Source organism: Pseudomonas sp. M20 (assembly GCF_045037865.1).
In the GTDB taxonomy this organism is placed as follows: domain Bacteria; phylum Pseudomonadota; class Gammaproteobacteria; order Pseudomonadales; family Pseudomonadaceae; genus Aquipseudomonas.
The window spans coordinates 149967-176537 of record NZ_CP173611.1 but is presented as its reverse complement, the minus strand read 5'-3'; the positions used below and the strand labels follow the sequence as shown (position 1 = coordinate 176537).

Below are 26571 nucleotides of genomic sequence, written 5' to 3'. Positions count from 1 at the left end.
TTACCTCACTTCGCCATCATGTAGGTGTGGATGCTGAACATGATCCACAACGACAGGCCAACCAGCAGCACGATCACGATCGCCGTAAAGACGAATGCAATCACGTTGTTACGCTGAGCAATGGAACGGTCCAGGTGCAGGAAGTAATACAGGTGAACAATCACCTGGATCACTGCGAACAGCAGAACGATTGCCAGCGTGGTGGCTTTCGGCAGGCTCGGATACATCACCAGACCGAATGGGATGACGGTCAGGATCACCGACAGGATGAAGCCAATGGCGTACGACTTTACGCTGCCGTGGCCAGCATCATGGCTGTCATGGGAGTGTGCATTAGCCATTACAGAGTCCCCATCAGGTAAACAACGGTGAATACGCAGATCCACACCACGTCCAGGAAGTGCCAGAACAGGCTCAGGCAGCTCAGACGGGTCTTGTTGGTCGCCGTCAGGCCGTGCTTGTTGACCTGGTACATCATGATGCCCATCCAGATCAGACCCGCCGAAACGTGCAGACCGTGGGTACCAACCAGGGTGAAGAACGCGGACAGGAAGCCCGAACGGCTAGGACCGAAGCCCTCGGAGATCAGCAGGTGGAACTCGTTGATCTCCATGGCGATAAAGCCTGCGCCGAGCAGGAAGGTCATGAACAACCAACCCAGAACCTGCTGCTTCTTGCCTTTGAACAACGCCAGCATGGCGAAGCCGTAGGTGATCGAACTGAACAACAGCAGAGCGGTTTCGCCCAGCACGTATGGCAGTTCGAAGATGTCGTGGCCCGCTGGGCCACCGGCAACGTTGTTTACCAGTACTGCGTACACCGCGAAGATCGACGCAAACAGAATGCAGTCGGTCATCAGGTAGAGCCAGAAACCGTATACGGTCATCTCGCCCGAGTCGTGGTGATGGTCATCGTGCCCATGGTCACCATGGGCGTGTCCAACATTGGTCACTAAGTTCGACATGGTTTAAGCCTGTTCCAACGAGGTTTCAACACGGGTGGCACCGGCCGGGATTTTCCCTGCCGCAACCAGACGCTTGTGCTGCTCGGCTTCGATACGCTCGATCGTTTCAACCGGAACCATATAGCCCTGGTCGTCACGTGCAGCGTGGATCACGAAGTAGATGACGGTGCCGGCCAGGCTGGCGATCGCCAACCACCAGATGTGCCAGATCATCGCGAAACCGAAGACGGTCAACAGTGCGCCCATCACCACGCCAGTGGCGGTGTTGTTCGGCATGTGGATCGGCTCGTACTTGGCCGGACGCTGGTACGCAGTACCGTTTTCCTTGGCTTCAGTGAACGGGTCGATGCAGTCAGCCTTAGGCAGCACGGCAAAGTTGTAGAACGGCGGTGGCGACGAGGTCGACCATTCCAGAGTGTGTGCATTCCACGGGTCACCGTGATCGCAAACGTTCTCTGGCTTGTTACGGTCACGCACGCTCACATAGAGCTGGATCAGCTGGCAGGCAATACCTACAGCGATCATCACCGCACCGAACATGGCAACGTACAGGTACGGTACCCACTCAGGGTTGGTGGTGGCGTTCAGACGACGGGTCATGCCCATGAAGCCCAGTGCATAGAGCGGCATGAACGCGACGAAGAAGCCCGAGATCCAGAACCAGAACGCTGCTTTACCCCAGCCTTCGTGCAGCTTGAAGCCGAACGCTTTCGGGAAGTAGAACGCGAAACCAGCGATGTAACCGAATACCGCACCGCCGATGATCACGTTGTGGAAGTGCGCGATCACGAACAGGCTGTTGTGCAGAACGAAGTCAGCACCCGGGATGGCCAGCAGTACGCCGGTCATGCCGCCGATGGCGAAGGTCACCATGAAGCCCAGGGTCCACAGAACCTGGCTGGTGAAGCGCAGACGGCCCTGGTAGATGGTGAACAGCCAGTTGAATAGCTTCACACCCGTCGGGATGGAAATCAGCATCGTCGCCAGACCGAAGAAGGCGTTGACGCTGGCACCCGAACCCATGGTGAAGAAGTGGTGCAGCCAAACCATGAAGCCCAGTACCGAGATCGCGCCCGAAGCGTAGATCATCGAGTGGTGGCCGAACAGTTTCTTGCCGGTGAACGCCGAGATCACTTCCGAGAAGATGCCGAATGCCGGCAGGATCAGGATGTAAACCTCAGGGTGGCCCCACGCCCAGAACAGGTTGACGTACATCATTGGATTGCCACCAAGTTCATTGGTGAAAATGTGGAAATCCATGTAACGGTCAAGGGTCAGCAGTGCCAGGGTAGCGGTCAGGATCGGGAACGAAGCCACGATCAGAACGTTTGCCCAGGTGCAGGTCCAGGTGAAGATCGGCATGTCCATCAGTTTCATGCCAGGGGTACGCATTTTCAGTACGGTCGCGAGGAAGTTAACCCCCGTCAGCGTCGTACCTAACCCGGATAGCTGTAGCGCCCAGATGTAGTAGTCCATGCCCACGCCAGGGCTGTATTGCAGACCCGACAATGGTGGATAGGCAACCCAACCGGTCTTGGCGAATTCGCCGACGCCCAGGGACAGGTTGATCAGCACTACGCCGGATACCAGCAGCCAGAAGCTCAGGGAGTTCAGGAACGGGAACGCAACGTCACGCGCGCCGATCTGCAGCGGCACTGCAAGGTTCATCAGGCCGGTGAAGAATGGCATCGCCATGAAGATGATCATGATCACACCGTGAGCGGTGAAGATCTGGTCATAGTGTTCAGGTGGCAGGTAGCCAGGCGAACCCTCGGTGGCCATGGCCAACTGGGTACGCATCATGATGGCGTCGGCAAAACCGCGCAGCAGCATGACCATGGCGACGATGATGTACATCACGCCGATTTTCTTGTGGTCGACCGAGGTCAACCACTCGGTCCACAAGTAGGTCCACTTCTTGAAGTAGGTGATTGCAGCGAACAGCGCCAGACCACCGAGGGCGATCATGGCGATGGTCACCATCACGATCGGCTCGTGGAATGGGACTGCTTCCCAACTTAATTTACCAAACATCGTTTACTCCTCTGCCCCGGCAGCTGAATGCGAACTCGAGTCAATTTCCGTGGCCGCCACTTCTTTCTCTTTCTTCTCGTGCTTCAGCGGCTTGCCCGGCTTCATACCTTCGTACTTGTCGACGATGATCTGGAACTGGTTCGGCGTGACCGAGGAGTAGAGCTCGACTGGGTTGTTCTGGCTCGGTTTGGCAAGGGCCGCGTATTCAGCTTGATCAAGCTGTTTAGGTGACTTCTTGACTTCACTTACCCAGGCGTCGAAATCTTCCTGAGTGGTGGAGATAGCCTTGAATTTCATACCGGTGAAACCCGCGCCGCTGTAGTTGGCGGAGATACCGTCCATCTCAGCGTTGCGGTCAGCGATCAGGTGCAGCTTGGTCTGCATGCCCGCCATCGCGTAGATCTGGCCGCCCAGACCCGGGATGAAGAACGAGTTCATCACAGCGTCAGAGGTGATCTTGAAGTTGATTGGCGTGTGTGCCGGGAACACGATCTTGTTGACCGTGGCAATGCCTTGTTCCGGGTAGATGAACAGCCACTTCCAGTCCAGCGCGACCACTTCGATGGTCACTGGCTTGACGTCGGACTGGATCGGACGATACGGGTCCAGTTCGTGGGTCGAAATGTAGGTGATGTAACCCAGGGCAATGATGATCAGGACCGGGATGGTCCAGACTGCCACTTCGATCTTGGTCGAGTGCGACCATTTCGGGGTGTAGACGGCATTCTTGTTCGACGCGCGGTACTTCCAGGCGAACAGGAAGGTCATGACGATAACCGGCACGACGACCAACAGCATCAGCAGGGTCGCGGTGATGATCAGGTTTCGCTGTTCCAGGCCAACCTGGCCCGTTGGATTGAGCAAGGTCATGTTGCAGCCTCCCAGCAACAACGTGCCGAGCAGCGGCACTAGGCCTAGTAATCTGGGGTACCTGTTTTTACTCATCTCACGACCTCTAAAGCAGCTTGCGCAATGCAGTTGGGTTTTGATCGCCAACACTTCACCCTGCCAAGGGTTGGCATTTTCTTTGGATTGAATAAGGGCCGCCCGTCGCGCGTCAGACGCTCGACAAAACCTGGGACAGCGGTCAGTTCTTATTCGAATTCGTGGTCAAAGGCCTTGTTACAGACCAATTCCATTTGGTGCGGAAAGTTGGAAGGCACCGACACCTGGGTGTCTTGAAAGCCTTGCGACTCACTCGACACCCGACTTTCTGCGCAGCGCCTTAAAAAAGCGTTCCTTAATAAAGGCTGAACAGTGCCGGGAATTCAGTGCGGGCGATTGTAGATAGGTAGCGCCCTATACACCATGTCTTATCCCGAAATAATTTTTATCCGTTCGAGCAACAATCCATCGCCATTTTTGCAAAAGTTCCGCATCTTATCGAAATCAATTCTCAACAAAAACGCCAAAAATTGTAGGTGTACCCGCGTCAGTTCAGACAGCTCTGAAGGCTTTTTCCGAAGGCTCGAACAGCGCAAGCCCCGATAACCCAAGGCTTTTGGCCACATGCCAGCGCTTGTTAAAACTGCCTGCTCTGGCACTCGCGTGCTAAAGCCGAAAAACCCCGAAACAGACCAATCCTTTTTTGTAACAGCGGCCGATTCCGCGTCCCCCAAGAGCCCTGCGACGCGGCGCGTGTGACAACATGTCGCACACTTGCCACACCCTCCCTTGCCGTCCGTCACGGTGTTTTCACAAACACTCTGAAATGCAAAACGCCCCGATATGCTGATACGCAAATCGAGGCGTTTTCTGTATCGGCCAGACAGCCGAATAGTTGACTCAGCGCAGTGCTTTTCGGTTACGCGAGGTCAGCAGCGGCACCAAAATCACCACCAGCACGAACGCCACCAGTGCCCATTGCGCCAGCGACAGACCGAGGATCGGCGGGTACGGCGTCGAGCAGAAACCGTCGACCTGGAAGCCCAGCGGGAAGATCTTCGCCAGCGGCAGATCATCGACAATCGGCTGCAGCACATCGATGCCGCAGCTAACGGCCGGATAGAACTGGGTGTACACGTGATGCCCAGCCACAGCCGCCCCGGCAAGCGCGCAAATCACCACCAGTACTTCAAACACGGTGATGCTGCGACGGCTGCGCATGGCCGCGCCGATAAACGCGAAAAGCGCGATCAGCAGCAACGCATAGCGCTGCAAAATGCACAGTGGGCACGGTGCTTCGCCGAGCACGATCTGCATGTACAGCGCACCGCCGATCAGTGCAAGGCAGATGATGCCCAACAGCACCAGAAAGCGCCGCTCACGGCCCAACCGAATCGTTTCCTCGCTCATCGCGTTTCCCTTTAATGTCCATGGTTCAACCGGCTCGCGGCTGAAGGTTGTCGCAAGTCTACACCGGGGGAATAAACGATAAAGCGGTTAAGAAACGATTAACCTTTAAACACTTTTCAAGAATCTGAATCCTGTAACGGCCATCGCGAGCAGGCTCACTCCTACAAGGGATCTGCGTCGTACACCATTCTCATGTACGCCACAGCCCCTGTAGGAGTGAGCCTGCTCGCGATGAAGGCGACTCAGTCTTAAGGATTATTCCAGAGCCGAAGCCGGCCCGAAGAACTCATAACGACTCTGCTTCTCCGGCACACCCAGCGCCTTCAGATGACGCTTGATCGCACCCATGAAACCCTTCGGTCCAAGGAAGTAAGCGTCGACATCACGCTGAGCCGGCAACCACTCGCCCAGCAGTGCCTGATCCAGCATCCCGACCTTGTCCGCCGCCGGGCTGACACCGTCATCTTCGGCGTAGCAGTAAAAACGCTTGAGTTGCGGATTACGCTCAGCCAGATCATCAATCCAGTCACGGAACGCATGCACGCTGCCGTTACGCGCGCAGTGGATAAAGTGCACCGGACGCTTGGTTTCCAGCGCGGCTTCAAGCATCGCCAGAGTTGGCGTGATGCCGACGCCGCCGCTGATCAACACCAACGGCTTATCGCTCGCGGTCAAGGTGAACTCGCCCGATGGTGGAAACAGCTGGATGCTCGCGCCGACCTGCAGTTGATCGTGCAAGTGATTGGACGCACGACCACCCGGTTCGCGTTTGACGCTGATGCGGTACTGACCGTTGTTCGCCAGGGCCGACAGCGAGTAGTTGCGGCGGATTTCTTCGCCGTCGAGGATCAGCTTCATGCCGATGTACTGACCCGGTTCGGCCGCGAGGATCGGGCCTTTGTCAGCAGGCTCGAAGTAGAAGGAGATGATTTCTGCACTCTCCTCGACCTTGGCCGCAACGATGAACTCACGCGCCCCGCGCCAGCCGCCGACGGCTTGTTCTTTCTGGTCGTAGATGGCGGTTTCGGCGCCGATCAGAATGTCCGCCAATTGGCCGTACGCCGCGCCCCAGGCGCTCATCACTTCTGGCGTGGCGATCTCTTCGCCGAGCACTTCGGAGATGGCGCGCAGCAAACAGGCGCCGACAATCGGGTAGTGTTCCGGGAGGATCTGCAGGGCCACGTGCTTGTTGATGATCTTCGCCACCAGATCGCCCAACTGGTCGAGCTGATCGATGTGCCGCGCATACATCAATACGCCGTTGGCCAAGGCGCGAGGCTGATCGCCGCTGGCCTGGTGCGCCTGGTTGAACAGCGGGCGGACCTCAGGGTATTCAGAGAGCATCATGCGGTAGAAGTGAGTGATCAACGCTTCGCCGCCGCTTTCCAGCAGAGGCACGGTTGATTTGACGATGGCACGATCCTGGACGCTAAGCATAAGAATGACTCCTGAGCTTTCTTGAAAAGTTACCTTGGGGTTATCAGGTTCCGTGCCAACTTATTTATCCATATAAATCAATAGCTTGAAAATATCGTAGTCATAAAGACTCAAAGCCCCTTATAGTCATCCGGACTACACCTTGTCTCTTTGACTACAAGACCATGACCGCCAAATCCCTGCTCACCGCCCTACTGCCACTCGTCTCCGACCTGTCCCGCGAATTGCCCGAGGGCGAGCGTTATCGACGCTTGCTTGAAGCCATGCGCGCGCTGCTGCCCTGCGATGCCGCTGCATTGTTGCGCCTCGACGGCGAAGCGCTGGTGCCGCTGGCGGTGGACGGTTTAAGCACCGACACCCTCGGCCGGCGCTTCAAGGTCAGCGAACACCCGCGCTTTGAAATACTCTTGAGCGGTGCCGGACCCACGCGATTCGCCGCCGACAGCGACTTGCCCGATCCTTATGACGGCTTGGTCGATGGCCTCGACGAACACCTCGAAGTCCACGATTGCCTCGGCTGTCCTTTATTCGTCGATGAAAAACTCTGGGGCCTGATTACCCTCGACGCTCTCGATCCCGAGCGGTTCGAGCCGATCGAGCTCGATGCCTTGCAAGCTTTCGCCAGCCTCGCCTCGGCCACGGTCAACGCCGCCGAACGCATCCAACGCTTGGCCAATCGCGCAGAAGACGAACACCAGCGCGCCGAGGTTTATCGTCAGGCCAGCGGCCAGCAGAACCGCGAGATGATCGGCCAGAGCAAAGCGCTGAAAAAACTGGTCGAAGAAATCAATCTGGTCGGCGGCAGCGATTTGACCGTGTTGATCACCGGCGAAACCGGCGTCGGCAAAGAGCTGGTCGCCCAAGCCATTCACGCCGCCTCTCCGCGCGCCGATAAACCGATCATCAGCCTCAACTGCGCCGCGCTGCCGGATACGCTGGTCGAAAGCGAACTGTTCGGCCACGTGCGCGGCGCCTTCACCGGCGCCACCAGCGACCGTCGCGGCAAGTTCGAACTGGCCAATGGCGGCACGCTGTTTCTCGATGAGGTTGGTGAGTTGTCGCTAACCGTGCAGGCGAAATTGCTGCGCGTCTTGCAGAGCGGCCAGTTGCAACGGTTGGGGTCGGACAAGGAGCATCAGGTCGATGTGCGCCTGATTGCCGCGACCAACCGCGACCTCGCCGAAGAAGTGCGCAGCGGTCGCTATCGTGCCGACTTCTACCATCGCCTCAGCGTCTACCCGTTGCGCGTGCCGGCGCTGCGTGATCGCGGCCGCGATGTGTTGCTGCTCAGTGGTTTCTTCCTCGAACAAAATCGCTCGCGCATGGGCCTCAACAGCCTGCGCCTGAACAGCGACGCCCAGGAAGCACTGCTCGCCTACACTTGGCCAGGCAACGTGCGTGAGCTGGAACACTTGATCGGCCGCAGTGCGCTGAAGGCGCTGGGCAACTGCAAGGTGCGGCCGAAGATTCTCAGTTTGAGCGCGGCGGATCTGGATTTGCCGCGCGAGGTTGTGGATAACTCGGTTGAGGCTGTTGCCGGTGTCGTGGCTGAGATGCCGCTGATCAGTGGGGATTTGCGCAGTGCGACCGAGCAGTATCAGCGACGTTTGATCAGTGCGGCGCTGGAGCGTAATCAGGATAACTGGGCGAGTGCGGCGCGGGAGTTGGGGCTGGATCGGGCGAATCTTGGGCGGATGGCCAAACGGCTCGGGATGAAGAGCTAAAAGCACACCCTCACCCTAGCCCTCTCCCTGAGGAAGAGGGGACTGACCGAGGTGTTTTGCGTAATACGCCGACCTGAAACATCGAGTCGATTATGGATTCAGCAGAGCAGGTTCAGATCGGTGAATTACTACAATATCCCCCAATCGGCCCCCTCTCCCTCCGGGAGAGGGCTGGGCGGGCGGCGTTCCGATGAGGGGCTTTGGCTTTTGATCTGCACGCCACCCGACAACTAACCTAAAGCCCACCCCTTTAACGCCGATAACCCGGCATCAATAGTTTCTGGCGATTTGCACCCTCGCCCACCACCTTTCCACAGAAGGTTCATATGTCCTCCACCAAAGCCCGCGCAGACTCACTTTCGCTTCTGCTGTTTACCTTGCGCAGCGGCAAGTTGATGGCGATCAACCTGCTGAAAGTCAGTGAAATCATCCCCTGCCCGCCGCTGACCAAGCTGCCGGAATCGCACCCGCACGTGAAAGGTATCGCCACGTTGCGCGGCGCCTCGCTGTCGGTCATCGACCTCAGCCGCGCTATCGGTGAACGTCCGCTGGAGGACCCGAACGGCGGCTGCCTGATCGTCACCGACGTCAGCCGCTCCAAGCAGGGTCTGCACGTGCAGGCGGTGAGCAAAATCGTTCATTGCCTGACCACCGACATCAAACCGCCGCCGTTCGGTTCCGGCGGTTCGCGCGCCTACATCACCGGCGTAACCTCGGTGGACGGCACACTGGTGCAGGTGCTCGACATCGAAAAAGTTATCCACAGCATCGCCCCGGCGCAGATCGAAATGGCCCCGACCGACCTGAGCATGGAAGACGCTGATGTGCTCGGCAACGCGCGGATTCTGGTGGTCGACGACAGCCAGGTGGCGCTGCAGCAATCGGTGCACACACTGCGCAACCTCGGCCTGCAATGCCACACCGCACGCAGTGCCAAGGAAGCCATCGACTGCCTGCTCGACCTGCAAGGCACGGCGCAACAAATCAACCTGATTGTCTCCGACATCGAAATGTCCGAGATGGACGGCTACGCCTTCACCCGCACTTTGCGCGAGACCCCGGACTTCGCCCATCTGTACGTGCTGCTGCACACCTCGCTCGACAGCGCGATGAACAGCGAGAAAGCGCGTCTGGCCGGGGCGAATGGCGTACTGACCAAGTTCTCCTCGCCGGAACTGACCCACTGCCTGATCGAAGCGGCCAAACACGTCGCGGCACACGGGCACTGAGTCTTGGCTGAGACGTACTGTTTTTTGATGCGGCGCGACCTCGGTAAGGACGCGCTGGATGCACCTTGGCCACAAGACATTGAACTTTGCACGTACTCCGTCGGAATGGCGGCGGACGTGCATCATTTGATGCAACTCGGTTATCACGAAGGCGGCGGCCGGGTACCAGCACTGGACGCTTGGCAGCAACAGTTCGAGACCGATCCTGAATATGATCCGACGCTGTGTTTAATTGCCCGTGATGGCGAAGGCGTGGTCGGTGTGGCGCAATGCTGGACCAGCGCCTATATCAAGAATCTGGTGGTGCATCCGCGCATGCAGGGCCGCGGATTGGGCCGGGCGTTGTTGCTCAATGCATTCAAGGTGTTTCAGCAACGCCGTGAAGGGTTTGTTGATCTGAAGGTGCTGGAAGACAACCAGCGGGCGCAGCGCTTGTATGAAAGTACCGGGATGTATGTGGTCCGGCGAGAGTTGGTGCCGGACTGAAAGTCCGTCATCGCGAGCAGGCTCACTCCTACAGGGGAATGCATTCCAAAATGTAGGAGTGAGCCTGCTCGCGATGGGGCCACCCCAGACAACTTTTCACCCCCGGCACACTCCAACCTTGGCCACCCACGACCAAGGACGCCCACCATGAAAACCCTCACCGCAAGCCTGCTCTGCCTCACCGCCCTAGCCTCTCAAGCCCACGCCTCCAGCCCCGACGCCTGGGCCGCCTACGACAAAACCGTGCTCGCCAGTTGCACCAAAGCCAGCGGCCTGAAAAACGCCAAACCCGTCGGCACGCCCGCACAATTCGATGACCGTGTCGGCTACACCGCCGTTCTGCTGCAAGGCCAATACCCGCAAAAACACATGAAAGGCCAGCAAGGCGCCGAGCTGTGCCTGTACAACAAAAAATCGAAAACTGCTTTCGTCACCGAGTGGGACTCGATCCGTCCGACCGGCAAAACCCAGTGAATGGCGCATAACTTGCTTCGATCCGCGCCTGTGCGGTGGTTTTCCGCCACCGTTTCACACCCTGATTGAAGACAGATCGCTCAATGAATACGACGTTTTCCTGCGTAGGCTGCGGCAAATGCTGCACCGATCACCATGTCCCGCTGACCCTGGCCGAAGCCCGCATGTGGGCGGCGGATGGCGGTCAGGTGATCGTGTTGGTCGAGGCCTTTCTTGGTAATGGCCTGGGTTTACCGGCGCAGCAGCGTGAACATGCCGAACGGCGCTCAGTGGTCGTTCGCAGCGGCGCAACGGACGCCCATGTGGCGATCACCTTCGCCGCTTACAACGTCGGCCCCTGCCGGAATCTTGACGAAGACAAACTGTGCCGGATCTACGAGCGGCGGCCGTTGGTGTGTCGCATCTATCCGGCGGAAATCAATCCGCATATACCGCTCAACCCGGCCGCCAAGGATTGTCCGCCGGAGTCCTGGCAACAGGGGCCGGTGTTGATTGCTGGCGGTGAGTTGGTGGATCAGGAACTGGTGGAGTTGATTCAGCGCTCGCGTCAGGCGGATCGAGATGATATCGGCATCAAGGACGCGATCTGCGCGATGCTGGGGATTCGTACCACAGCGCTGAAAGGAGACGGGTTTACTGCGTACTTGCCGAACATGGAGGCGTTTGCTGCGGTGATTGATCAGGTTACCGCGCAACCGCTGGCAACTGCTCCGAGTGAGTGGGTGTTTCATGTGTCCGGAGATGATGTGGCCGGGCAAGTGTTGGCGGCCGGAGCGCAGGTGGTGACTGAACCCGCGCAGACGTATGCGTTTATTTCGCTGCGGGCGGCTTGATCCAGTTTCTTCAGCGTCCGCCCGGGCCTCATCGCTGGCAAGCCAGCGAAAGGTCCGGCACAGGCAGTATCAATCGCCGCGTTGAGCGCAGGCAGGATTAAAACTCAGCGCTTACCCATCGAACGACGGGTGCCCGGCGGCGCCATGCCCGGGGTCTTGGTGTGGCCGTTCTTGGCGCCGTTCTTGTACCACGGCTGGTTCGAGCCTTTGGCAGAAGCCAGTTCGCCCGGTTTGAACGGAAATTTGAACGCCGGGATATCGGCTTTGGTATCGCTGGTGTCGGCCAGTTCAGCCGGGACATCGCTAGCAGCGTCGTCAACCGGCGGCAGGGTCGGGGAAGTCATAAAAGCTCCGGAAAGCAAAAAGTCGGGCCCGATCAGTGAGCCGCGAAGGCGCGCAGTATACCTGTGCGCCAAGGTTGGGCACCTGAAGATTTGCAGCGCACGCCGAACGGTTTACAGGTAGGTGATGGTGACGATGCCTTTGTCAGTCGAGGTCTTGAGTGCTTCGTAGCGCATGGAAATCGGCAGCGACTGATGACTGCAAGCGTTGCGATCGGTGTCGACATCGACTTTCACACCGGCTTGATTTCGATCTGGCGAGACTCACGAGACGCAAACGCCCCGATCGGTCCGACCTGACAGCTCGAGTCAACGATTTGCCCGGTGAAGCGGATCTCGCCGGATTGACTGGCAGGCGCTGCAAACGTAGTGAGTGGAAGCAAGAGGAGCACAGATGGCAGAGCGGTTTTCAGCTTCATTTCAAGACACTCCCGGGGTGAGCGGCCCAGAGAACCCGGGCTACACAATGTTTATCCGCGTGCAGGGACGGATCTTGAGAAGCGTAGTGGGTAAATAAGTCCCTGATTGGGACTGATCGGTCCCTTTTTGGGACCGTTATACCGCCATCGCGAGCAGGCTCACTCCTACAATTGGAATGCGTTTTAACTGTGGGAGCCAGCCTGCTGGCGATGAACGATGAAGCGGTGTTCAACCCTGAGGATCAACCCGATCCAGCGCCCGGTTCACCGCCAGCTCGGCAAGCATGACAATCTGCTGGATCGCCAGCGCCGTGCTGCGCTGCGGGCGACTGAGCTGATCAGCCAGATCACCGGCCATGACATTGGCTGAAGCCAGCGATTCGCAGGCGTGGGCCAGCAGGCTTTCGGTGTCGATGTTCGGATGGATGAGGAACATCGTACTGGGCTGACGCGGTTTGACCGGTTCGGGGCAGAGGTAGAAATCGAGCGCGCGTTTGATGGCTTCGCGGGTTTTGATCTGGTCGTCGGCGCGGATGGCGTCTTCGAGTGGGGTTGTGGGATCGATGGGTGGATCTGGAACTGGCTTAGTCATTGGAAACCCTATTTTGCAAATGGGAGCCATCCCTTGCCGTTTCTCACGCGGCGAAGTGGGTGGCAGCTATGTGCGGGGTGAGAAACCGGAAAAATAGGAAACCGGCCAGACCGAAGTCTGCCCGCACATAGCCGCCATGAAGCACTTGCAAGCAGCGGACAAGCCGCCAGCAATTATGCGGACTGATGGACTGAATCACTAATTTTTCAGGGTTCTCACACCCGATCGCCGAGTTTTCGGCGACAACCAAAGACTAGAGAGCGCACGTCCGACGGACAACCTGAAAACCTTGTGGGAAGGTTCTGGTTATTTGACACAAATTTAAACAGCCAAAAGCCAACCCTCACCCTAGCCCTCTCCCAGAGGGAGAGGGGACTGACCGAGTAGTTTGCGAGAAGTACGCCGACGTGAAATACCGAGTCGAGCTCAGATTCTGAAACAGATCAAAAGCCCCTCACCCTGGCCCTCCCGAAACGTCGGACCGCCCGTAGGGAGAGGGGACTGACCGAGGTGTTTGGGAGAGCTACGCCGACTTGAAATACCGAGTCGAACCCAGATTCTGAAACAGATCAAAAGCCCCTCACCCTAGCCCTCTCCCAGAGGGAGAGGGAACTGACCGTGGTGTTTGCGTGAGATACGCCGACGTGCAATACCGCGTTGAACTCAGGCTTTGAAAAGCACACAAATCGGCCCCCTCTCCCTCGGGAGAGGGCTGGGGTGAGGGGCAAGAGCACCACAAAAACCAAAGCCGTGCGCGCCATGCTCTTCACCACTCAATAGGCCGAGTGTCAGCTCGCCTGCTCTTGATCTTGATCCAGGGGCGACGTCGGAAGGCTGAGTGGAGGGATTGATCCGGGCGTGGGAGCGCAGCGACCGTTTGGCGCAGCCAAACACAGCGAGAGGAGGTGCAGCGAAGCAAACCGTAGGCGCTGCGCCCGGATTGATCCCGGAGCGAAGGAACCCCGAGCCCCAGCGAGCGGGCCGTACGTAGGAGCAAGCGTTTTTTGCTTACTTTTTTAGGCGCTTGTAAAAAAGTGAGTCGCCGTAAGGGCGAAACCCTAAGCCGCCGTTACCGCAGCAACGGATATGTACACAGCGAAACTGACAGCGCCGACAGCTAGCCGTCACCCTCCTGACCCCCAAACAAGTTTATAAAGACCCTAACCCTGCCCAAACTCCGTCCGGCGCCCACCCCGCATGCGAATCCAAAAGAACAAAGCCCTGCTCGCCACCCTATTGATCGTCCTCGCAGGCGCAGGTCTGTGGTACGCCCTGAAACCCGCCCCAACCAAACTCGCCACCCCCACCGCAATCCCCGTGCGAGTCATAGCGGTCAGCGCAAAAGACGTCCCCCGCTACACCAGCGGCATCGGCTCCGTACTCTCATTACACAGCGTCGTAGTGCGCCCACAAATAGACGGCATCCTCACCAAAATCCTCGTCAAAGAAGGCCAGCTCGTCAAAGCCGGCGACCTGCTGGCCACCATCGACGACCGCTCAATCCGCGCCAGCCTCGACCAGGCCCGCGCGCAACTGGGCGAAAGCCAGGCGCAACTGCAAGTCGCCCTGGTCAACCTCAAACGCTACAAACTGCTCACCGTCGACGACGGCATCTCGAAACAGACCTACGACCAGCAACAAGCCCTGGTCAACCAATTGAAGGCCACCGCCCAAGGCAACCAGGCCTCCATCGATTCCGCACAAGTACAACTTTCCTACACGCAGATCCGCTCCCCGGTCACCGGCCGCGTCGGTATTCGCACCGTCGACGAAGGCAACTTCCTGCGCATGACCGACACCGCCGGCCTGTTCACCGTCACCCAGATCGACCCGATTGCCGTCGAATTTTCCCTGCCCCAGCAAATGCTGCCGACCCTGCAAGGCCTGATCAACGATCCACAGCGCGCACAGGTCAAGGCGTACATCGGCGCCGACACCGACGGTGAAACCGGCAACCTGCTCGGCGAAGGTCACCTGACCCTGATCGACAACCAGATCAACGCCAACACCGGCACCATCCGTGCCAAAGCCGAATTCGCCAACGCCAGCCAGAAGCTCTGGCCCGGCCTGCTGGTCACGGTAAAAATTCAGACAGCCCTCGACAAAGATGCGCTGGTGGTTCCGCCCACCGTCGTACAACGTGGCCTCGACCAACACTTCGTTTACCGCGTGAACGGCGACAAGGTCGAAGCCGTGCAAGTGCAGATGGTTTACCAAGGCAGCGGCCAGGACATCATCAAAGGTGTGAAGGCCGGTGACGTGCTAGTCACCGATGGCCAGTCGCGGCTTAAACCCGGTTCGACCGTGCAAGTCATGAGCGAGCCGCCGCAAGTGGTGCAGGCGGAGCCGAAGCCATGAAGGCGCATAAAGGTGTTTCGACGTGGTGCATCGATCACCCGGTCGCGACGATTCTGCTGACCATCGCTTTGGTGCTGGTCGGCTTGATTGCCTTCCCGCGCTTGCCAATCGCGCCACTGCCGGAAGCGGAATTTCCGACGATTCAGGTGTCCGCGCAGTTGCCCGGCGCCAGCCCCGACACCATGGCCTCGTCCGTGGCCACGCCGCTGGAGGTGCAATTCAGTGCCATCCCCGGCATGACCCAGATGACCTCCAGCAGTGCCTTGGGCTCCAGCCTTTTGACCCTGCAATTCACCCTCGATAAAAGCATCGACACCGCCGCGCAGGAAGTCCAAGCGGCGATCAACACCGCCGCCGGCAAACTGCCCAAGGACATGCCGACGCTACCGACCTGGAAGAAGGTCAACCCGGCCGACAGCCCGGTGCTGATCCTCAGCGTCAGCTCGACGCAAATGCCCGGCACCGAACTCAGCGATCTGGTGGAAACCCTGCTCTCGCGTCAGATCAGTCAGATCGACGGCGTGGGACAAATCAACATCACCGGTCAGCAACGTCCGGCGATTCGCGTACAAGCCTCGGCCGACAAACTCGCGGCGATCGGCCTGACCCTCGCCGACATCCGACTGGCGATTCAGCAGACCAGCCTCAACCTCGCCAAAGGGGCGCTGTACGGCGAATCGAGCATTTCCACACTGTCGACCAACGACCAGTTGTTCCACCCCGAGGACTACAGCCAGCTCATCGTTTCCTACAAGGATGGCGCCCCGGTTCACCTGCGTGATGTCGCCAAAGTCGTCAACGGTTCGGAAGATGCCTACGTGCAAGCGTGGGCCGGTGATCAACCGGGGGTGAACCTGGTGATCTCGCGCCAGCCCGGCGCCAACATCGTTGAAACCGTCGACCGCATTCAAGCCGCCCTGCCCGGCCTCGAAGCGATGCTGCCGGCCTCGGTGCAGGTGAAAACCCTGATCGACCGCACCCAGACCATTCGTGCCTCGCTGCATGAGGTCGAGATCACCCTGTTGATCGCGATCCTGCTGGTGGTCGCGGTGATGGCGCTGTTCCTGCGTCAGTTGTCGGCGACCCTGATTGTTTCGGCGGTACTCGGCGTGTCGTTGATCGCCAGTTTCGCCTTGATGTACATCCTCGGTTTCAGCCTGAACAACCTGACGCTGGTGGCGATCGTCGTCGCGGTCGGCTTCGTCGTCGACGATGCAATTGTGGTGGTGGAAAACATCCACCGGCATCTGGAGGCCGGCGACGATATGCGCGAAGCGGCGATCAAGGGCGCCGGCGAGATCGGCTTCACGGTGGTTTCGATCAGTTTCTCGCTGGTGGCGGCGTTTATTCCGCTGCTGTTCATGGGCGGTGTGGTCGGGCGGCTGTTCAAGGAGTTCGCCCTGACCGCGACCTCGACCATCATGATTTCCGTGGTGGTGTCGCTGACCCTGGCGCCGACTCTCGCTGCATTGTTCATGCGTAAACCGGTGCACCACGCCCACGACAAACCGGGTTTCAGCGAACGCCTGCTCGGCTGGTACGAACGAGGACTGCGCCGCGCCCTCGCCCATCAGAAACTGATGATCGGCGTGTTCGGTTTATCGCTGGCCATGGCCATCGGCGGTTACATCTTTATCCCCAAGGGCTTCTTCCCGGTGCAGGACACCGGTTTCGTCCTCGGCACCACCGAAGCCGCTGCGGATATTTCCTACGGCGACATGGTGAAAAAACACTTGGCCATGGCCGAAATCGTCGCTGCCGATCCGGCCGTGCAGGCGTTCTCCCATTCGGTCGGTGTCTCCGGCAGCAACCAGACCATCGCCAACGGCCGCTTCTGGATCGCCCTGAAAAAACGCGGCGACCGTGATGTCAGCGCCAGCCAGTTCATCGACCGCATCCGTCCGCAACTGATGAAAGTCCCCGGCATCGTCCTCTATCTGCGCGCCGGCCAGGACATCAACCTCAGCTCCGGCCCGAGCCGCGCGCAGTATCAATACGTGCTCAAGAGTAACGACGGCGCAACCCTCGCGACATGGACGCAACGCCTCACCGAAAAACTGCGCAGCAACCCAGCGTTCCGCGACATTTCCAACGACCTGCAACTGGGCGGCAGCATCACCCACATCAGCATCGACCGCAGCGCCGCCGCGCGTTTTGGCCTGACCGCCAGCGATGTCGACGAGGCGCTGTACGACGCCTTCGGTCAACGGCAGATCAATGAATTCCAGACCCAGGTCAACCAGTACAACGTGATTCTGGAGCTGGACACCAAACAACGCGGCAAGGCCGAAAGCCTCAACTACTTTTACCTGCGCTCGCCGCTGAGTGGCGAGATGGTGCCGCTGTCGGCGCTGGCCAAGTTCGATGCGCCGACTATTGGCCCGTTGTCGATTGCCCACGATGGCATGTTCCCGGCCGCCAACCTGTCGTTCAATCTGGCGCCCGGCGTGGCGTTGGGTGATGCGGTAATTCTGCTCAATCAGGCCAAGGCCGAGATCGGCATGCCCACCGCGATCAGCGGCAATTTCCAGGGCGCGGCGCAGGCGTTCCAGAGTTCGCTGGCCAGTCAGCCGTGGCTGATTCTCGCGGCGCTGGTGGCGGTGTACATCATTCTCGGTGTGCTTTATGAAAGCTTCGTGCACCCGCTGACGATCATCTCGACGCTGCCGGCGGCGGGTTTGGGCGCGGTGATCATGCTGTGGATCTGCGGCCAGGACTTTTCGATCATGGCGCTGATCGGTCTGGTGTTGCTGATCGGTATCGTCAAGAAGAACGGCATCCTGATGATCGACTTCGCCCTCGAAGCCCAACGACACCGAGGCCTGTCGCCGCAGGATGCGATTTTCGAGGCGTGCATCACGCGATTCCGGCCGATCATCATGACCACCCTCGCCGCCCTGCTCGGCGCCCTGCCGCTGATGCTCGGTTACGGCACCGGCGCCGAGTTGCGCCAGCCGCTGGGGATCGCGGTGGTGGGCGGTTTGCTGGTCAGCCAGATGCTGACGTTGTTTACCACTCCAGTCATATACTTGTGGCTCGAGCGGCTGTTTCACCGGCACTCACACCCACCAGCCCCATCGCCCGCACCGGCATTGGCGACCACAGACTGAGGCAGGGTCATGCGCGTTCTGATTATCGAAGACGAGGAAAAAACCGCGGACTATCTACACCGCGGTCTGACGGAACAGGGTTACACCGTGGATCTGGCCCGCGACGGCGTCGAGGGTCTGCATCTGGCGCTGGAAAGCGACTACGCGGTGATCGTCCTCGACGTCATGTTGCCGGGCCTCGACGGCTTCGGCGTGCTGCGCGCATTGCGTGCACGCAAGCAGACCCCGGTGATCATGCTCACCGCCCGCGAGCGCGTCGAAGACCGCATCAAAGGCCTGCGCGACGGTGCCGACGATTACCTCGGCAAACCGTTTTCCTTCCTTGAACTGGTCGCGCGCCTGCAAGCGCTGACCCGGCGCAGTGGCGGGCATGAACCGGTGCAGGTGAGCATCGCCGACCTGTGGATAGATCTGATCAGCCGCAAGGCCACTCGCGCCGGCACCCGACTGGATCTGACGGCCAAAGAGTTTTCGCTGCTTAGCGTACTGGCCCGTCGGCAAGGTGAAATCCTTTCGAAAACCGCGATTGCCGAGATGGTCTGGGACATCAATTTCGACAGCGATGCGAACGTCGTCGAAGTGGCGATCAAACGCTTGCGCGCCAAACTCGACGGACCGTTCGACGAGAAGTTGCTGCACACCATTCGCGGCATGGGTTATGTGCTGGAGAGCCGTGGTGTCCAGTAATTCGATTGCCCTGCGCCTCAGTGGAATGTTCACGCTGGTGGCGCTGCTGGTGTTTCTATTGATCGGCGGCGCGTTGTATCAGCAGGTCGACAAAGGCCTGGGATTGCTCCCGGAAGCCGAGCTGGATGCGCGTTATAGCGTGCTCGAATCGGCGCTCAATCGCTTTGGCACGCCAGAGCATTGGCTGAAGATAAACGCCAAGTTGAAGCTGCTCGGCGAAGAGGACAAACGCATTCGGTTCTGGGCGGTGAGCGGCGATCCGGGTTACGAATACGGTCAGCCGGACGCCGCGATTCGGGCCTTCGCCCAAGGCCCGCTGGGCATGCATGACCTGCAGTTGCCCAACCATCCTTATCCGTTGAAAGTACTGCTGACCGAGCTGCCGGCCAAAGATCAGCGCCCGCCGCTGCGCTTCATGATCGGCATCGATACCGAGACCTTTCATGAGACTCAGCACAATCTGTTGATCGCCCTGATCGGGCTGGCGATTGTCGGTGTGCTGATGGCCTCGGCGCTAGGTTATTGGGCCGCCCGGATTGGTTTGAAGCCGTTGATCAAACTGTCCCACGAGGCTCAGCGATTGGCGCCACCACTACGCGCCGGGCGTTTGCGTTTGTCACCGCTGCCACCGGAGCTTGAGCAATTTGTCGACTCGTTCAACTCGACGCTGGAACGGGTTGAAGTCGCCTACTCGCGGCTGGAATCGTTCAACGCCGACGTCGCCCATGAGCTGCGTTCGCCGCTGACCAATCTGATTGGCCAGACGCAAGTGGCGCTGACCCGTGGACGCTCTGCAGAACACTACTTCGAAGTGCTGCAGTCCAATCTGGAAGAACTGGAACGGCTGCGCTCGATCATCAATGACATGCTGTTTCTGGCCAGTGCCGATCAGGGCAACAAGGCGACCAAACTCACCTCCACTTCGCTGGCGGATGAGGTGGCGACGACGCTGGAATATCTGGATTTCATTCTTGAAGACGCACAGGTTGAAGTGCAGGTCAGCGGTGATGCACTGGTGCAGATCGAGGTCGCGCATTTGCGTCGGGCGTTGATCAACTTACTGAGCAATGCGGTGCAGCATACCGGGCCGGGTCAGGTGATTGAGGTTCACATTGAGGTTGAAGAACATCAGGTGAGTATTGGAGTGGCCAACCCCGGATCGCCGATTGCCAGCGAGCATTTGCCACGGTTGTTCGAGCGCTTTTATCGGGTCGATGCGTCTCGTAGTAACAGCGGTAATAACCATGGCTTGGGGCTGGCGATCGTCAAGGCGATTGCGCTGATGCATGGCGGGGATGTGTTTGTGCGCAGTGATCGGGGGATGAATACCTTCGGGATTTATTTGCCGGTCTGAAAAGCCCCTCACCCTAGCCCTCCCGAAACGTCGGACCGCCCGGAGGGAGAGGGGACTGACCGAGTTGTTCTCTCGAGTTACACCGACCTGAAATATCCAGTCGAACTCAGGCTTTGAAAAGCACGAAGATCTGCTCCCTTTCCCCCTCGCCCTCCTGGGGGAGAGGGCTGGGGTGAGGGGGTGACTTTTGCTTCTGCTGTAACAGTCATTTATGAAAATCACGCTGTTTCCCAACGCCCGGCAACCTTATCTTTGCCCGCACCAAACAGCACTCACCAAGCGAGAAGGTTTTCAAGATGTCCAACAGTATGGGTATTGCCAGCGCTTTCGTTTTGTCCTCATTGATCCTGTCGCCGATGGCGATGGCTGAAGAATCCCACGCGTTCGTGGCGCAGAATTCTGCCCGCGCTCAAGCGTATGACCAGCATCAGGCAGAAATGATGGCCAAGGCCAAAGACGCCACGCAGGCCCCTCAGGCTGCAACTTCCCAGGCTCAATCGCTGGAAAAAGACAGCTGAGTCGCGCACCGCACCGTTTCCCTCGACGCGGTTGTTTGGCTCTTCCCGTTCAACCGTCGTCATTCCAGGCCGCTGCCTTTCAGCGGCCTTTTTTCGTTGTGGTCTGAAAGCCGTTTGGTTCGTCTGTAACAACAAGAAACATCGAGCGCCTCAAAATATAGAGGCGCCAGTTGACCCAAGGAGCTCCATTGCACGTGCGTTACCCAGTCCGCTTCACCCCGCTGTTCATTGCAATTGCCGCAACGATTGCCCCTGCCGCTCACGCCGACGAGCCTGCCAAAGAAGGTTTTGTCGAGGGTTCGAGCCTCAACCTCAACGCCCGCAACTACTACATGAATCGCAACCGCTTGCAGAAAGCGGACGACAACATCGAGTGGGGTCAGGGCTTTCTCGGGGTTTTCCAGTCGGGATACACCGAAGGCACGGTCGGTTTCGGCATTGACGCCCACGCCATGCTCGGGCTGAAACTGGATGGCGGTGGCGGCACCGACGGTTCGAGCATCCTGCCGGTCAGAGAGAATGGCGGCAAAGCACCGGGGGCATTTTCCACCGCAGGGGGCACGCTGAAAATGCGCGCGTTCGATACCGAGTTGAAGGCCGGTGACCTGTTCCTCACCAACCCGGTGATTGCCGGCGGTGACACGCGCATGCTGCCGCAGACCTTCCGTGGTGTGAGCCTGACCAACCACAGCTTCGATGGCTGGTTGATTGAAGGTGGCCAGGCCAGTTTCACCAAGCCTTACAACCAGAGCGGCCACACCCGCATCGGCACTTCCTACGGGACATTGGCCGAGGGCGACGAGAGTCAGCACCTGAACTGGGCCGGCGTGGCCTGGAGCGGTGTCGAAGGTCTGACCAGCAGCCTCTACGCGTCCGAGCTGAAGAACATCTGGAACCAGTACTACTACGACCTCGACTACACCTGGCAGTTGAACGACCTGGTCAGCCTCAACCCGGGCCTGCACTTCTATCACACGCAGGACACCGGCGATGCACTGCTGGGCAACATCGACAACAACACCTACAGCCTGCATTTCACCGTTGGCGTCGGTAATCACAGCGTTACCGCCGCGTATCAGCGGGTCAACGGTAATACGCCGTTCGATTACATCAGCCAGGGCGACAGCGTTTATCTGGATAACTCGCAGCAGTACTCCGACTTCAACGGCCCGAACGAACGCTCGTGGAAGCTTAAATACGCCTATGACTTTGCCGGTGTCGGCATGCCGGGGCTGACCTCGTCGGTCTCCTACTCGCGCGGCACGGTGGATCTGACCAAGGTCGACCCTGACAGCAAAGGCTATTCCAACTGGTACAGCGCCGATGGCCGCAACGCCAAACTCTGGGAACGCGATCTCGACTTGCAGTACGTGGTGCAGAGCGGTCAGGCCAAGGATCTGGCGCTGCATCTGCAATGGGCGACCAACCGAGGCGGCAACGGCTACGGCGTGATTGATTCGGATACAGATGAATACCGCGTCATCATCGACTACCCGATCAACGTCTTCTAAGATCGGCGCCATAACAGCGTCTTGAATTCAGCGATGCACCCTGTGGGAGCGAGCCTGCTCGCGAAAGCGGTCTACCATTCGACATCCAGGTTGAATGACATGGCGCTTTCGCGAGCAGGCTCGCTCCCACATTGGGCATGGTTTCTGGCTTCGGCTGTGGTGTTTGGCCTACTACGCTTATAAGACTCCCCCCAACCGACAGCCCAATCATGATCGCGAGCCGTACCCCACCCGTTGCGGGCAAGACCGGACGCCCCGAGTTGCTGCTGATCTGCGGCAGTTCGCTGACCGTGATCGCGATTCTGTGCATCGTCACGTTCCTGCTGATCCGCGAGCACGCCAACGCTCAGGAATCAGCCACCCGCAGCGCCACCACCATCGCGCAACTGATCGACGCCGATGTGCTGCGCACCGTCGAGTTGTACGACTTGACGCTGCAAGGCCTGATCGCCGCAGCCCAGCGTGATGACCTGCAGGATGTCTCACCGCAGATCCGTCATCTGGCGCTGTTCGACCGCTCCACCACCGCGCGCTTCAAGGGCGACATTCTGCTGCTCGACAAACACGGCAACGTCATTGCCGACTCTTCGCGGGTCGAGCCGAAACCGGGCAACTTTGCCGACCGCGATTATTTCCTCGCCCACGCATTCAACCGTGATGTCGGCATGTTTATCAGCCGCCCGTTCAAGACACGTTGCGACTGCGACGAAGCCAACCAGTGGCGAATCAGCTTCAGTCGACGGATCTCCTCGGAAAACGGTGAGTTCGCCGGTGTGGCCGTGGCGTCGATGAAACTCGATTACTTCGACCAGTTGTTCAACAGCCTCGACATTGGCAAAGACAGCACGTTGAACATCATCGACAACGACGGCGTCCTGCTGGCGCAAAAGCCTTATCTGCAAAGTGATTCCATCGGCAAAAGCTTCGGCAACCGGCCCAACGTCATACGGATTCTGCGCGACAAAAGTGGCAATGGCAGTTTCAACAGCGTTTCCAGCATCGACCATCAACAACGCCTCTATACCTATTCGCGGGTCGGCAATCTGCCGTTGATCGTGATGGTTGCGCTGTCCAGCGACGAGGTGTTCGGCACATGGCGTCGGACCGCCCTGTTGATCAGCGGCGCCACGGGGGTGTTGTGCGTGGGTTTGCTATGGCTGACCTGGCTGCTGGCCCGCGAGTTGCGCTTGCGCCAGCGGGCCGAGCGCGAGCTGGCGCAACTGGCCGCCACCGATGCACTGACGGGGGTGGCCAATCGGCGGATGCTCGATCAAGCGTTGCGTCATGAGTGGTTCCGCGCCCAACGCTCGGGCAAGCCGATGTCGGTGATGATGATCGATGCCGATCACTTCAAGGCCTTCAATGACCGGCATGGGCATCAGGCCGGGGATCAGGCGTTGAAAACGCTGGCTAGGGTCATTACTGAAAGTGTGCGGCGACCAGCGGATCTGGTAGCGCGTTATGGGGGTGAGGAGTTTTCGGTGATTCTCGCCGAGACCGATGGTCATGGCGCGCAGCAGATTGCCGAGCATATTCGTCAGGCTGTGGAGCAGTTGCCATTGGTCGACGGGGCCGAGCGGCCGATGACGGTGAGTATTGGCATCGCGAGCTGGACGGCGGCGAGTGAGATGACGCTGGAGCAGTTGTTGTTTGCGGCGGACAAGGCGCTTTATCAGGCCAAGGAAAGTGGGCGCAATCGGGTGGTGGTGGCTGCCTGAACGTTCTGAGGCGATCGCACCGACGCCTTCGCGAGCAGGCTCGCTCCCACATTTGAAATGCATTCCCCTGTGGGAGCGAGCCTGCTCGCGAAGAGGCCAGATCAGGCACTAGAGCAATTGCAGGCATAAAAAAAGGCCATCCAAGGATGGCCTTCAAAAAACTAGAGAGGTTTTTTACTTACACCGCCGCAACCGGGCGCATGTAAGAGATTGGTGCGGTGCTGGCGTCTTCGAACGTCACCACTTCCCAAGCATCTGTCTGCTCAATCAACTTGCGCAGCAGCTGGTTGTTCAGTGCGTGGCCGGACTTGAAGCCCTTGAACTCACCAATCAGGCTGTTACCCAGCAGGTACAGGTCGCCAATGGCATCGAGGATCTTGTGCTTCACGAATTCGTCTTCATAGCGAAGGCCGTCTTCGTTCAACACGCCATCGGCATCGACCACGATTGCGTTTTCAACGCTGCCGCCGAGTGCGAGGTTGTGCTTGCGCAGGTACTCGATATCACTCATGAAACCAAAGGTACGGGCGCGGCTGACTTCTTTTACGAACGAAGTGCTGGAAAAATCCACGCTTGCACTTTGGGTGCGGTCCCGGAATACCGGGTGATCGAAATCGATCTCGAAGCTCACCTTGAACCCTTCGAAAGGGACGAAAGTGGCGCGCTTGTCGCCGTCTTCCACTGTCACTTCACGCAGGATGCGGATGAATTTCTTGGCGGCGTCCTGTTCTTCCAGGCCTGCCGATTGAATCAGGAATACGAAGGGTCCAGCGCTGCCATCCATGATCGGGACTTCGGACGCGGAGAGCTCGACGTAGGCGTTATCGATGCCCAGGCCAGCCATGGCCGAGAGCAAGTGCTCTACCGTGTCCACTTTGACGTCGCCATTAATCAGCGTCGTCGACATAGTGGTTTCACCGACGTTTTCCGCGCGGGCAGGAATCTGCACCACAGGGTCGAGGTCAGCGCGACAAAACACAATGCCAGTGTCGACAGGCGCAGGCTTGAGGGTCAGATAGACCTTCTCACCGGAGTGCAGGCCTACACCTGTGGCACGGATAATATTTTTCAGTGTGCGTTGTTTAATCATGGCTTGGGCCGCTTCAGCGCAAATTGCGAACTGGTATCAACAAAGGCTGGCGATGATAGCAGACCATGCCTTTGCTGAACACCAATCACCTTCATAGCCCTGATACATTCCATCAATCGGCCTGACGACGCAGGAAAGCCGGGATGTCCAGGTAGTCCAGATCATCTTGCGGATTCATCTTCGCGGCAGCCGCAGCACCAGCCTGAGCCTGGTTGCGCATGACGGTCGGACGGTCCAGGTCACGGTAATTCACCGCTGGCGCTTCCTGACGGGCCGGAGCCGGTTGTTGCACCTGGGCGGAAGCCATGGAAGTGTGAACGGTGTTGTCGATGACCTTTACAGGCTTCTCGATTTTCGCGCCCAGACCGGTGGCAACCACGGTGACGTGCAGCTCGTCGCGCATGTCCGGATCGATAACGGTACCGACCTTGACCATCGCGTGCTCGGAAGCGAAGGCTTCGATGATGCTACCCACGTCGGAGTACTCACCCAGAGACAGGTCAGGACCGGCGGTGATGTTCACCAGGATGCCGCGTGCGCCTTGCAGGTTCACGTCTTCCAGCAGCGGGTTGCGGATGGCCGCTTCAGTGGCTTCACGTGCACGGTTCGGACCACTGGCGCAGCCAGTGCCCATCATCGCCATGCCCATTTCGCTCATCACGGTACGTACGTCGGCGAAGTCGACGTTGATCATGCCCGGACGCTTGATGATGTCGGAGATACCGCGAACGGCACCGGCCAGTACATCGTCTGCCTTGGCGAAAGCCGACAGCAGGCTGGCGTCTTTACCGAGGATGGTCAGCAGCTTCTCGTTGGGAATAGTGATCAACGAGTCGACGCTTTCCGAGAGCATACGGATGCCTTCATCGGCGATCTGCATACGCTTGCGGCCTTCGAACGGGAACGGACGCGTTACGACAGCAACGGTCAGAATGCCCATTTCCTTGGCCACTTCGGCGATGATCGGCGCAGCACCGGTACCGGTACCGCCGCCCATGCCAGTGGTGATGAACACCATGTTGGTGCCCTGCAGGACTTCGGCAATGCGCTCACGGTCTTCGAGAGCGGCCTGACGACCTACTTCAGGGTTGGCGCCGGCGCCCAGACCTTTGGTCACGCCGGTGCCCAGTTGCAGAATGGTACGCGCGCCGATGTTTTTCAGCGCCTGAGCATCAGTGTTGGCGCAGATGAATTCAACGCCTTCGATGTTGCTCTTGACCATATGATTGACAGCGTTGCCGCCGCCACCGCCAACACCGATAACTTTGATTACCGGGCTTGCGGGGATGTTGTCTACGAGTTCGAACATTTTCCCTCTCCTTACATTCTCTAGTTTTTTCGCCTACTGCATTTTTGTCGCGGTGCATCTACTGCTACTGCTTGCCGCCCGAAGCTTG

24 protein-coding genes are annotated in these 26571 nt (G+C 58.8%); 12 read left to right on the top strand and 12 right to left on the bottom strand.

Annotation, left to right across the window (positions count from 1 at the left end):
- Window positions 1-5: 5 nt before the first annotated feature.
- The 6 genes from cyoD to hmpA all read right to left on the bottom strand — a co-directional run bounded on the left by cyoD (window position 6) and on the right by hmpA (window position 6730).
- Window positions 6-341 carry a cytochrome o ubiquinol oxidase subunit IV gene (gene cyoD, locus ACI514_RS00830; RefSeq protein ID WP_007916940.1) on the bottom strand — a complete coding sequence of 112 codons (336 nt, stop codon included), beginning with the start codon at window positions 339-341 and terminating at the stop codon, window positions 6-8.
- On the bottom strand, window positions 341-964 hold the full coding sequence (gene cyoC, locus ACI514_RS00825; protein WP_016985612.1) for a cytochrome o ubiquinol oxidase subunit III: 624 nt from the start codon (window positions 962-964) through the stop codon (window positions 341-343). The genes cyoD and cyoC overlap by 1 nt, the downstream gene beginning before the upstream one ends.
- A 3-nt stretch (window positions 965-967) precedes the next feature.
- On the bottom strand, window positions 968-2998 hold the full coding sequence (gene cyoB / locus ACI514_RS00820; protein WP_007916945.1) for a cytochrome o ubiquinol oxidase subunit I: 2031 nt from the start codon (window positions 2996-2998) through the stop codon (window positions 968-970).
- Between the two features lie 3 nt (window positions 2999-3001).
- Complete coding sequence (gene cyoA / locus ACI514_RS00815) at window positions 3002-3943, bottom strand: ubiquinol oxidase subunit II (protein WP_007916947.1); 942 nt, start codon at window positions 3941-3943, stop codon at window positions 3002-3004.
- Window positions 3944-4783: 840 nt separating this feature from the next.
- Complete coding sequence (locus tag ACI514_RS00810) at window positions 4784-5293, bottom strand: disulfide bond formation protein B (protein WP_160059334.1); 510 nt, start codon at window positions 5291-5293, stop codon at window positions 4784-4786.
- 255 nt (window positions 5294-5548) lie between these two features.
- The gene (hmpA, locus tag ACI514_RS00805; protein ID WP_405122901.1) at window positions 5549-6730 is read right to left on the bottom strand and encodes an NO-inducible flavohemoprotein; all 1182 of its coding nucleotides are present in this window, start codon (window positions 6728-6730) and stop codon (window positions 5549-5551) included.
- A gap of 164 nt (window positions 6731-6894) precedes the next feature.
- Between hmpA and norR the strand changes: the two genes are divergently transcribed.
- The 5 genes from norR (at window position 6895) to ACI514_RS00780 (ending at window position 11476) form a co-directional block, all read left to right on the top strand.
- Window positions 6895-8454 (top strand): nitric oxide reductase transcriptional regulator NorR, encoded by a 1560-nt coding sequence (gene norR, locus ACI514_RS00800; protein ID WP_160059336.1) that lies wholly within the window; start codon window positions 6895-6897, stop codon window positions 8452-8454.
- A gap of 326 nt (window positions 8455-8780) precedes the next feature.
- Window positions 8781-9683, top strand: coding sequence for a chemotaxis protein CheV (locus tag ACI514_RS00795; protein ID WP_007916955.1), 903 nt, complete (start codon window positions 8781-8783; stop codon window positions 9681-9683).
- Window positions 9684-9710: 27 nt separating this feature from the next.
- The gene (locus tag ACI514_RS00790) at window positions 9711-10169 is read left to right on the top strand and encodes a GNAT family N-acetyltransferase (RefSeq protein WP_405122900.1); all 459 of its coding nucleotides are present in this window, start codon (window positions 9711-9713) and stop codon (window positions 10167-10169) included.
- Between the two features lie 147 nt (window positions 10170-10316).
- Window positions 10317-10643 carry a hypothetical protein gene (locus tag ACI514_RS00785; protein ID WP_405122899.1) on the top strand — a complete coding sequence of 109 codons (327 nt, stop codon included), beginning with the start codon at window positions 10317-10319 and terminating at the stop codon, window positions 10641-10643.
- Between the two features lie 83 nt (window positions 10644-10726).
- Window positions 10727-11476: a YkgJ family cysteine cluster protein gene (locus ACI514_RS00780; RefSeq protein ID WP_405122898.1), complete on the top strand. Its 750-nt coding sequence runs from the start codon at window positions 10727-10729 to the stop codon at window positions 11474-11476.
- 104 nt (window positions 11477-11580) lie between these two features.
- Here ACI514_RS00780 and ACI514_RS00775 read toward each other — a convergent pair whose 3' ends face one another.
- The 4 genes from ACI514_RS00775 to ACI514_RS00760 form a co-directional block, all read right to left on the bottom strand.
- Window positions 11581-11820, bottom strand: a complete 240-nt coding sequence (locus tag ACI514_RS00775; RefSeq protein WP_405122897.1) for a hypothetical protein — start codon at window positions 11818-11820, stop codon at window positions 11581-11583.
- 111 nt (window positions 11821-11931) lie between these two features.
- The gene (locus tag ACI514_RS00770; RefSeq protein ID WP_275113757.1) at window positions 11932-12054 is read right to left on the bottom strand and encodes a hypothetical protein; all 123 of its coding nucleotides are present in this window, start codon (window positions 12052-12054) and stop codon (window positions 11932-11934) included.
- Window positions 12051-12236 carry a hypothetical protein gene (locus ACI514_RS00765; protein WP_405122896.1) on the bottom strand — a complete coding sequence of 62 codons (186 nt, stop codon included), beginning with the start codon at window positions 12234-12236 and terminating at the stop codon, window positions 12051-12053. Before ACI514_RS00765 ends, ACI514_RS00770 begins: the two co-directional genes overlap by 4 nt.
- 229 nt (window positions 12237-12465) lie before the next feature.
- The gene (locus ACI514_RS00760; protein WP_093430677.1) at window positions 12466-12828 is read right to left on the bottom strand and encodes a DUF6124 family protein; all 363 of its coding nucleotides are present in this window, start codon (window positions 12826-12828) and stop codon (window positions 12466-12468) included.
- A gap of 1197 nt (window positions 12829-14025) precedes the next feature.
- Between ACI514_RS00760 and ACI514_RS00755 the strand changes: the two genes are divergently transcribed.
- The 7 genes from ACI514_RS00755 (at window position 14026) to ACI514_RS00725 (ending at window position 24084) form a co-directional block, all read left to right on the top strand.
- Window positions 14026-15186, top strand: coding sequence for an efflux RND transporter periplasmic adaptor subunit (locus ACI514_RS00755; protein WP_405122895.1), 1161 nt, complete (start codon window positions 14026-14028; stop codon window positions 15184-15186).
- Complete coding sequence (locus ACI514_RS00750; protein ID WP_160059341.1) at window positions 15183-18296, top strand: multidrug efflux RND transporter permease subunit; 3114 nt, start codon at window positions 15183-15185, stop codon at window positions 18294-18296. The genes ACI514_RS00755 and ACI514_RS00750 overlap by 4 nt, the downstream gene beginning before the upstream one ends.
- Before the next feature lie 9 nt (window positions 18297-18305).
- Complete coding sequence (locus ACI514_RS00745) at window positions 18306-18983, top strand: heavy metal response regulator transcription factor (RefSeq protein WP_007916978.1); 678 nt, start codon at window positions 18306-18308, stop codon at window positions 18981-18983.
- The gene (locus tag ACI514_RS00740; protein WP_405122894.1) at window positions 18973-20337 is read left to right on the top strand and encodes a heavy metal sensor histidine kinase; all 1365 of its coding nucleotides are present in this window, start codon (window positions 18973-18975) and stop codon (window positions 20335-20337) included. Before ACI514_RS00745 ends, ACI514_RS00740 begins: the two co-directional genes overlap by 11 nt.
- A 296-nt stretch (window positions 20338-20633) precedes the next feature.
- Window positions 20634-20855, top strand: a complete 222-nt coding sequence (locus ACI514_RS00735; protein ID WP_053123621.1) for a hypothetical protein — start codon at window positions 20634-20636, stop codon at window positions 20853-20855.
- Between the two features lie 194 nt (window positions 20856-21049).
- Complete coding sequence (locus ACI514_RS00730; RefSeq protein WP_405122893.1) at window positions 21050-22366, top strand: OprD family porin; 1317 nt, start codon at window positions 21050-21052, stop codon at window positions 22364-22366.
- A gap of 209 nt (window positions 22367-22575) precedes the next feature.
- Window positions 22576-24084 (top strand): sensor domain-containing diguanylate cyclase, encoded by a 1509-nt coding sequence (locus ACI514_RS00725; protein WP_160059344.1) that lies wholly within the window; start codon window positions 22576-22578, stop codon window positions 24082-24084.
- A gap of 178 nt (window positions 24085-24262) precedes the next feature.
- Here ACI514_RS00725 and lpxC read toward each other — a convergent pair whose 3' ends face one another.
- Complete coding sequence (lpxC, locus tag ACI514_RS00720) at window positions 24263-25174, bottom strand: UDP-3-O-acyl-N-acetylglucosamine deacetylase (RefSeq protein WP_007916984.1); 912 nt, start codon at window positions 25172-25174, stop codon at window positions 24263-24265.
- 112 nt (window positions 25175-25286) lie between these two features.
- Window positions 25287-26483 carry a cell division protein FtsZ gene (gene ftsZ, locus ACI514_RS00715; RefSeq protein WP_016986475.1) on the bottom strand — a complete coding sequence of 399 codons (1197 nt, stop codon included), beginning with the start codon at window positions 26481-26483 and terminating at the stop codon, window positions 25287-25289.
- Window positions 26484-26571: the final 88 nt, after the last annotated feature.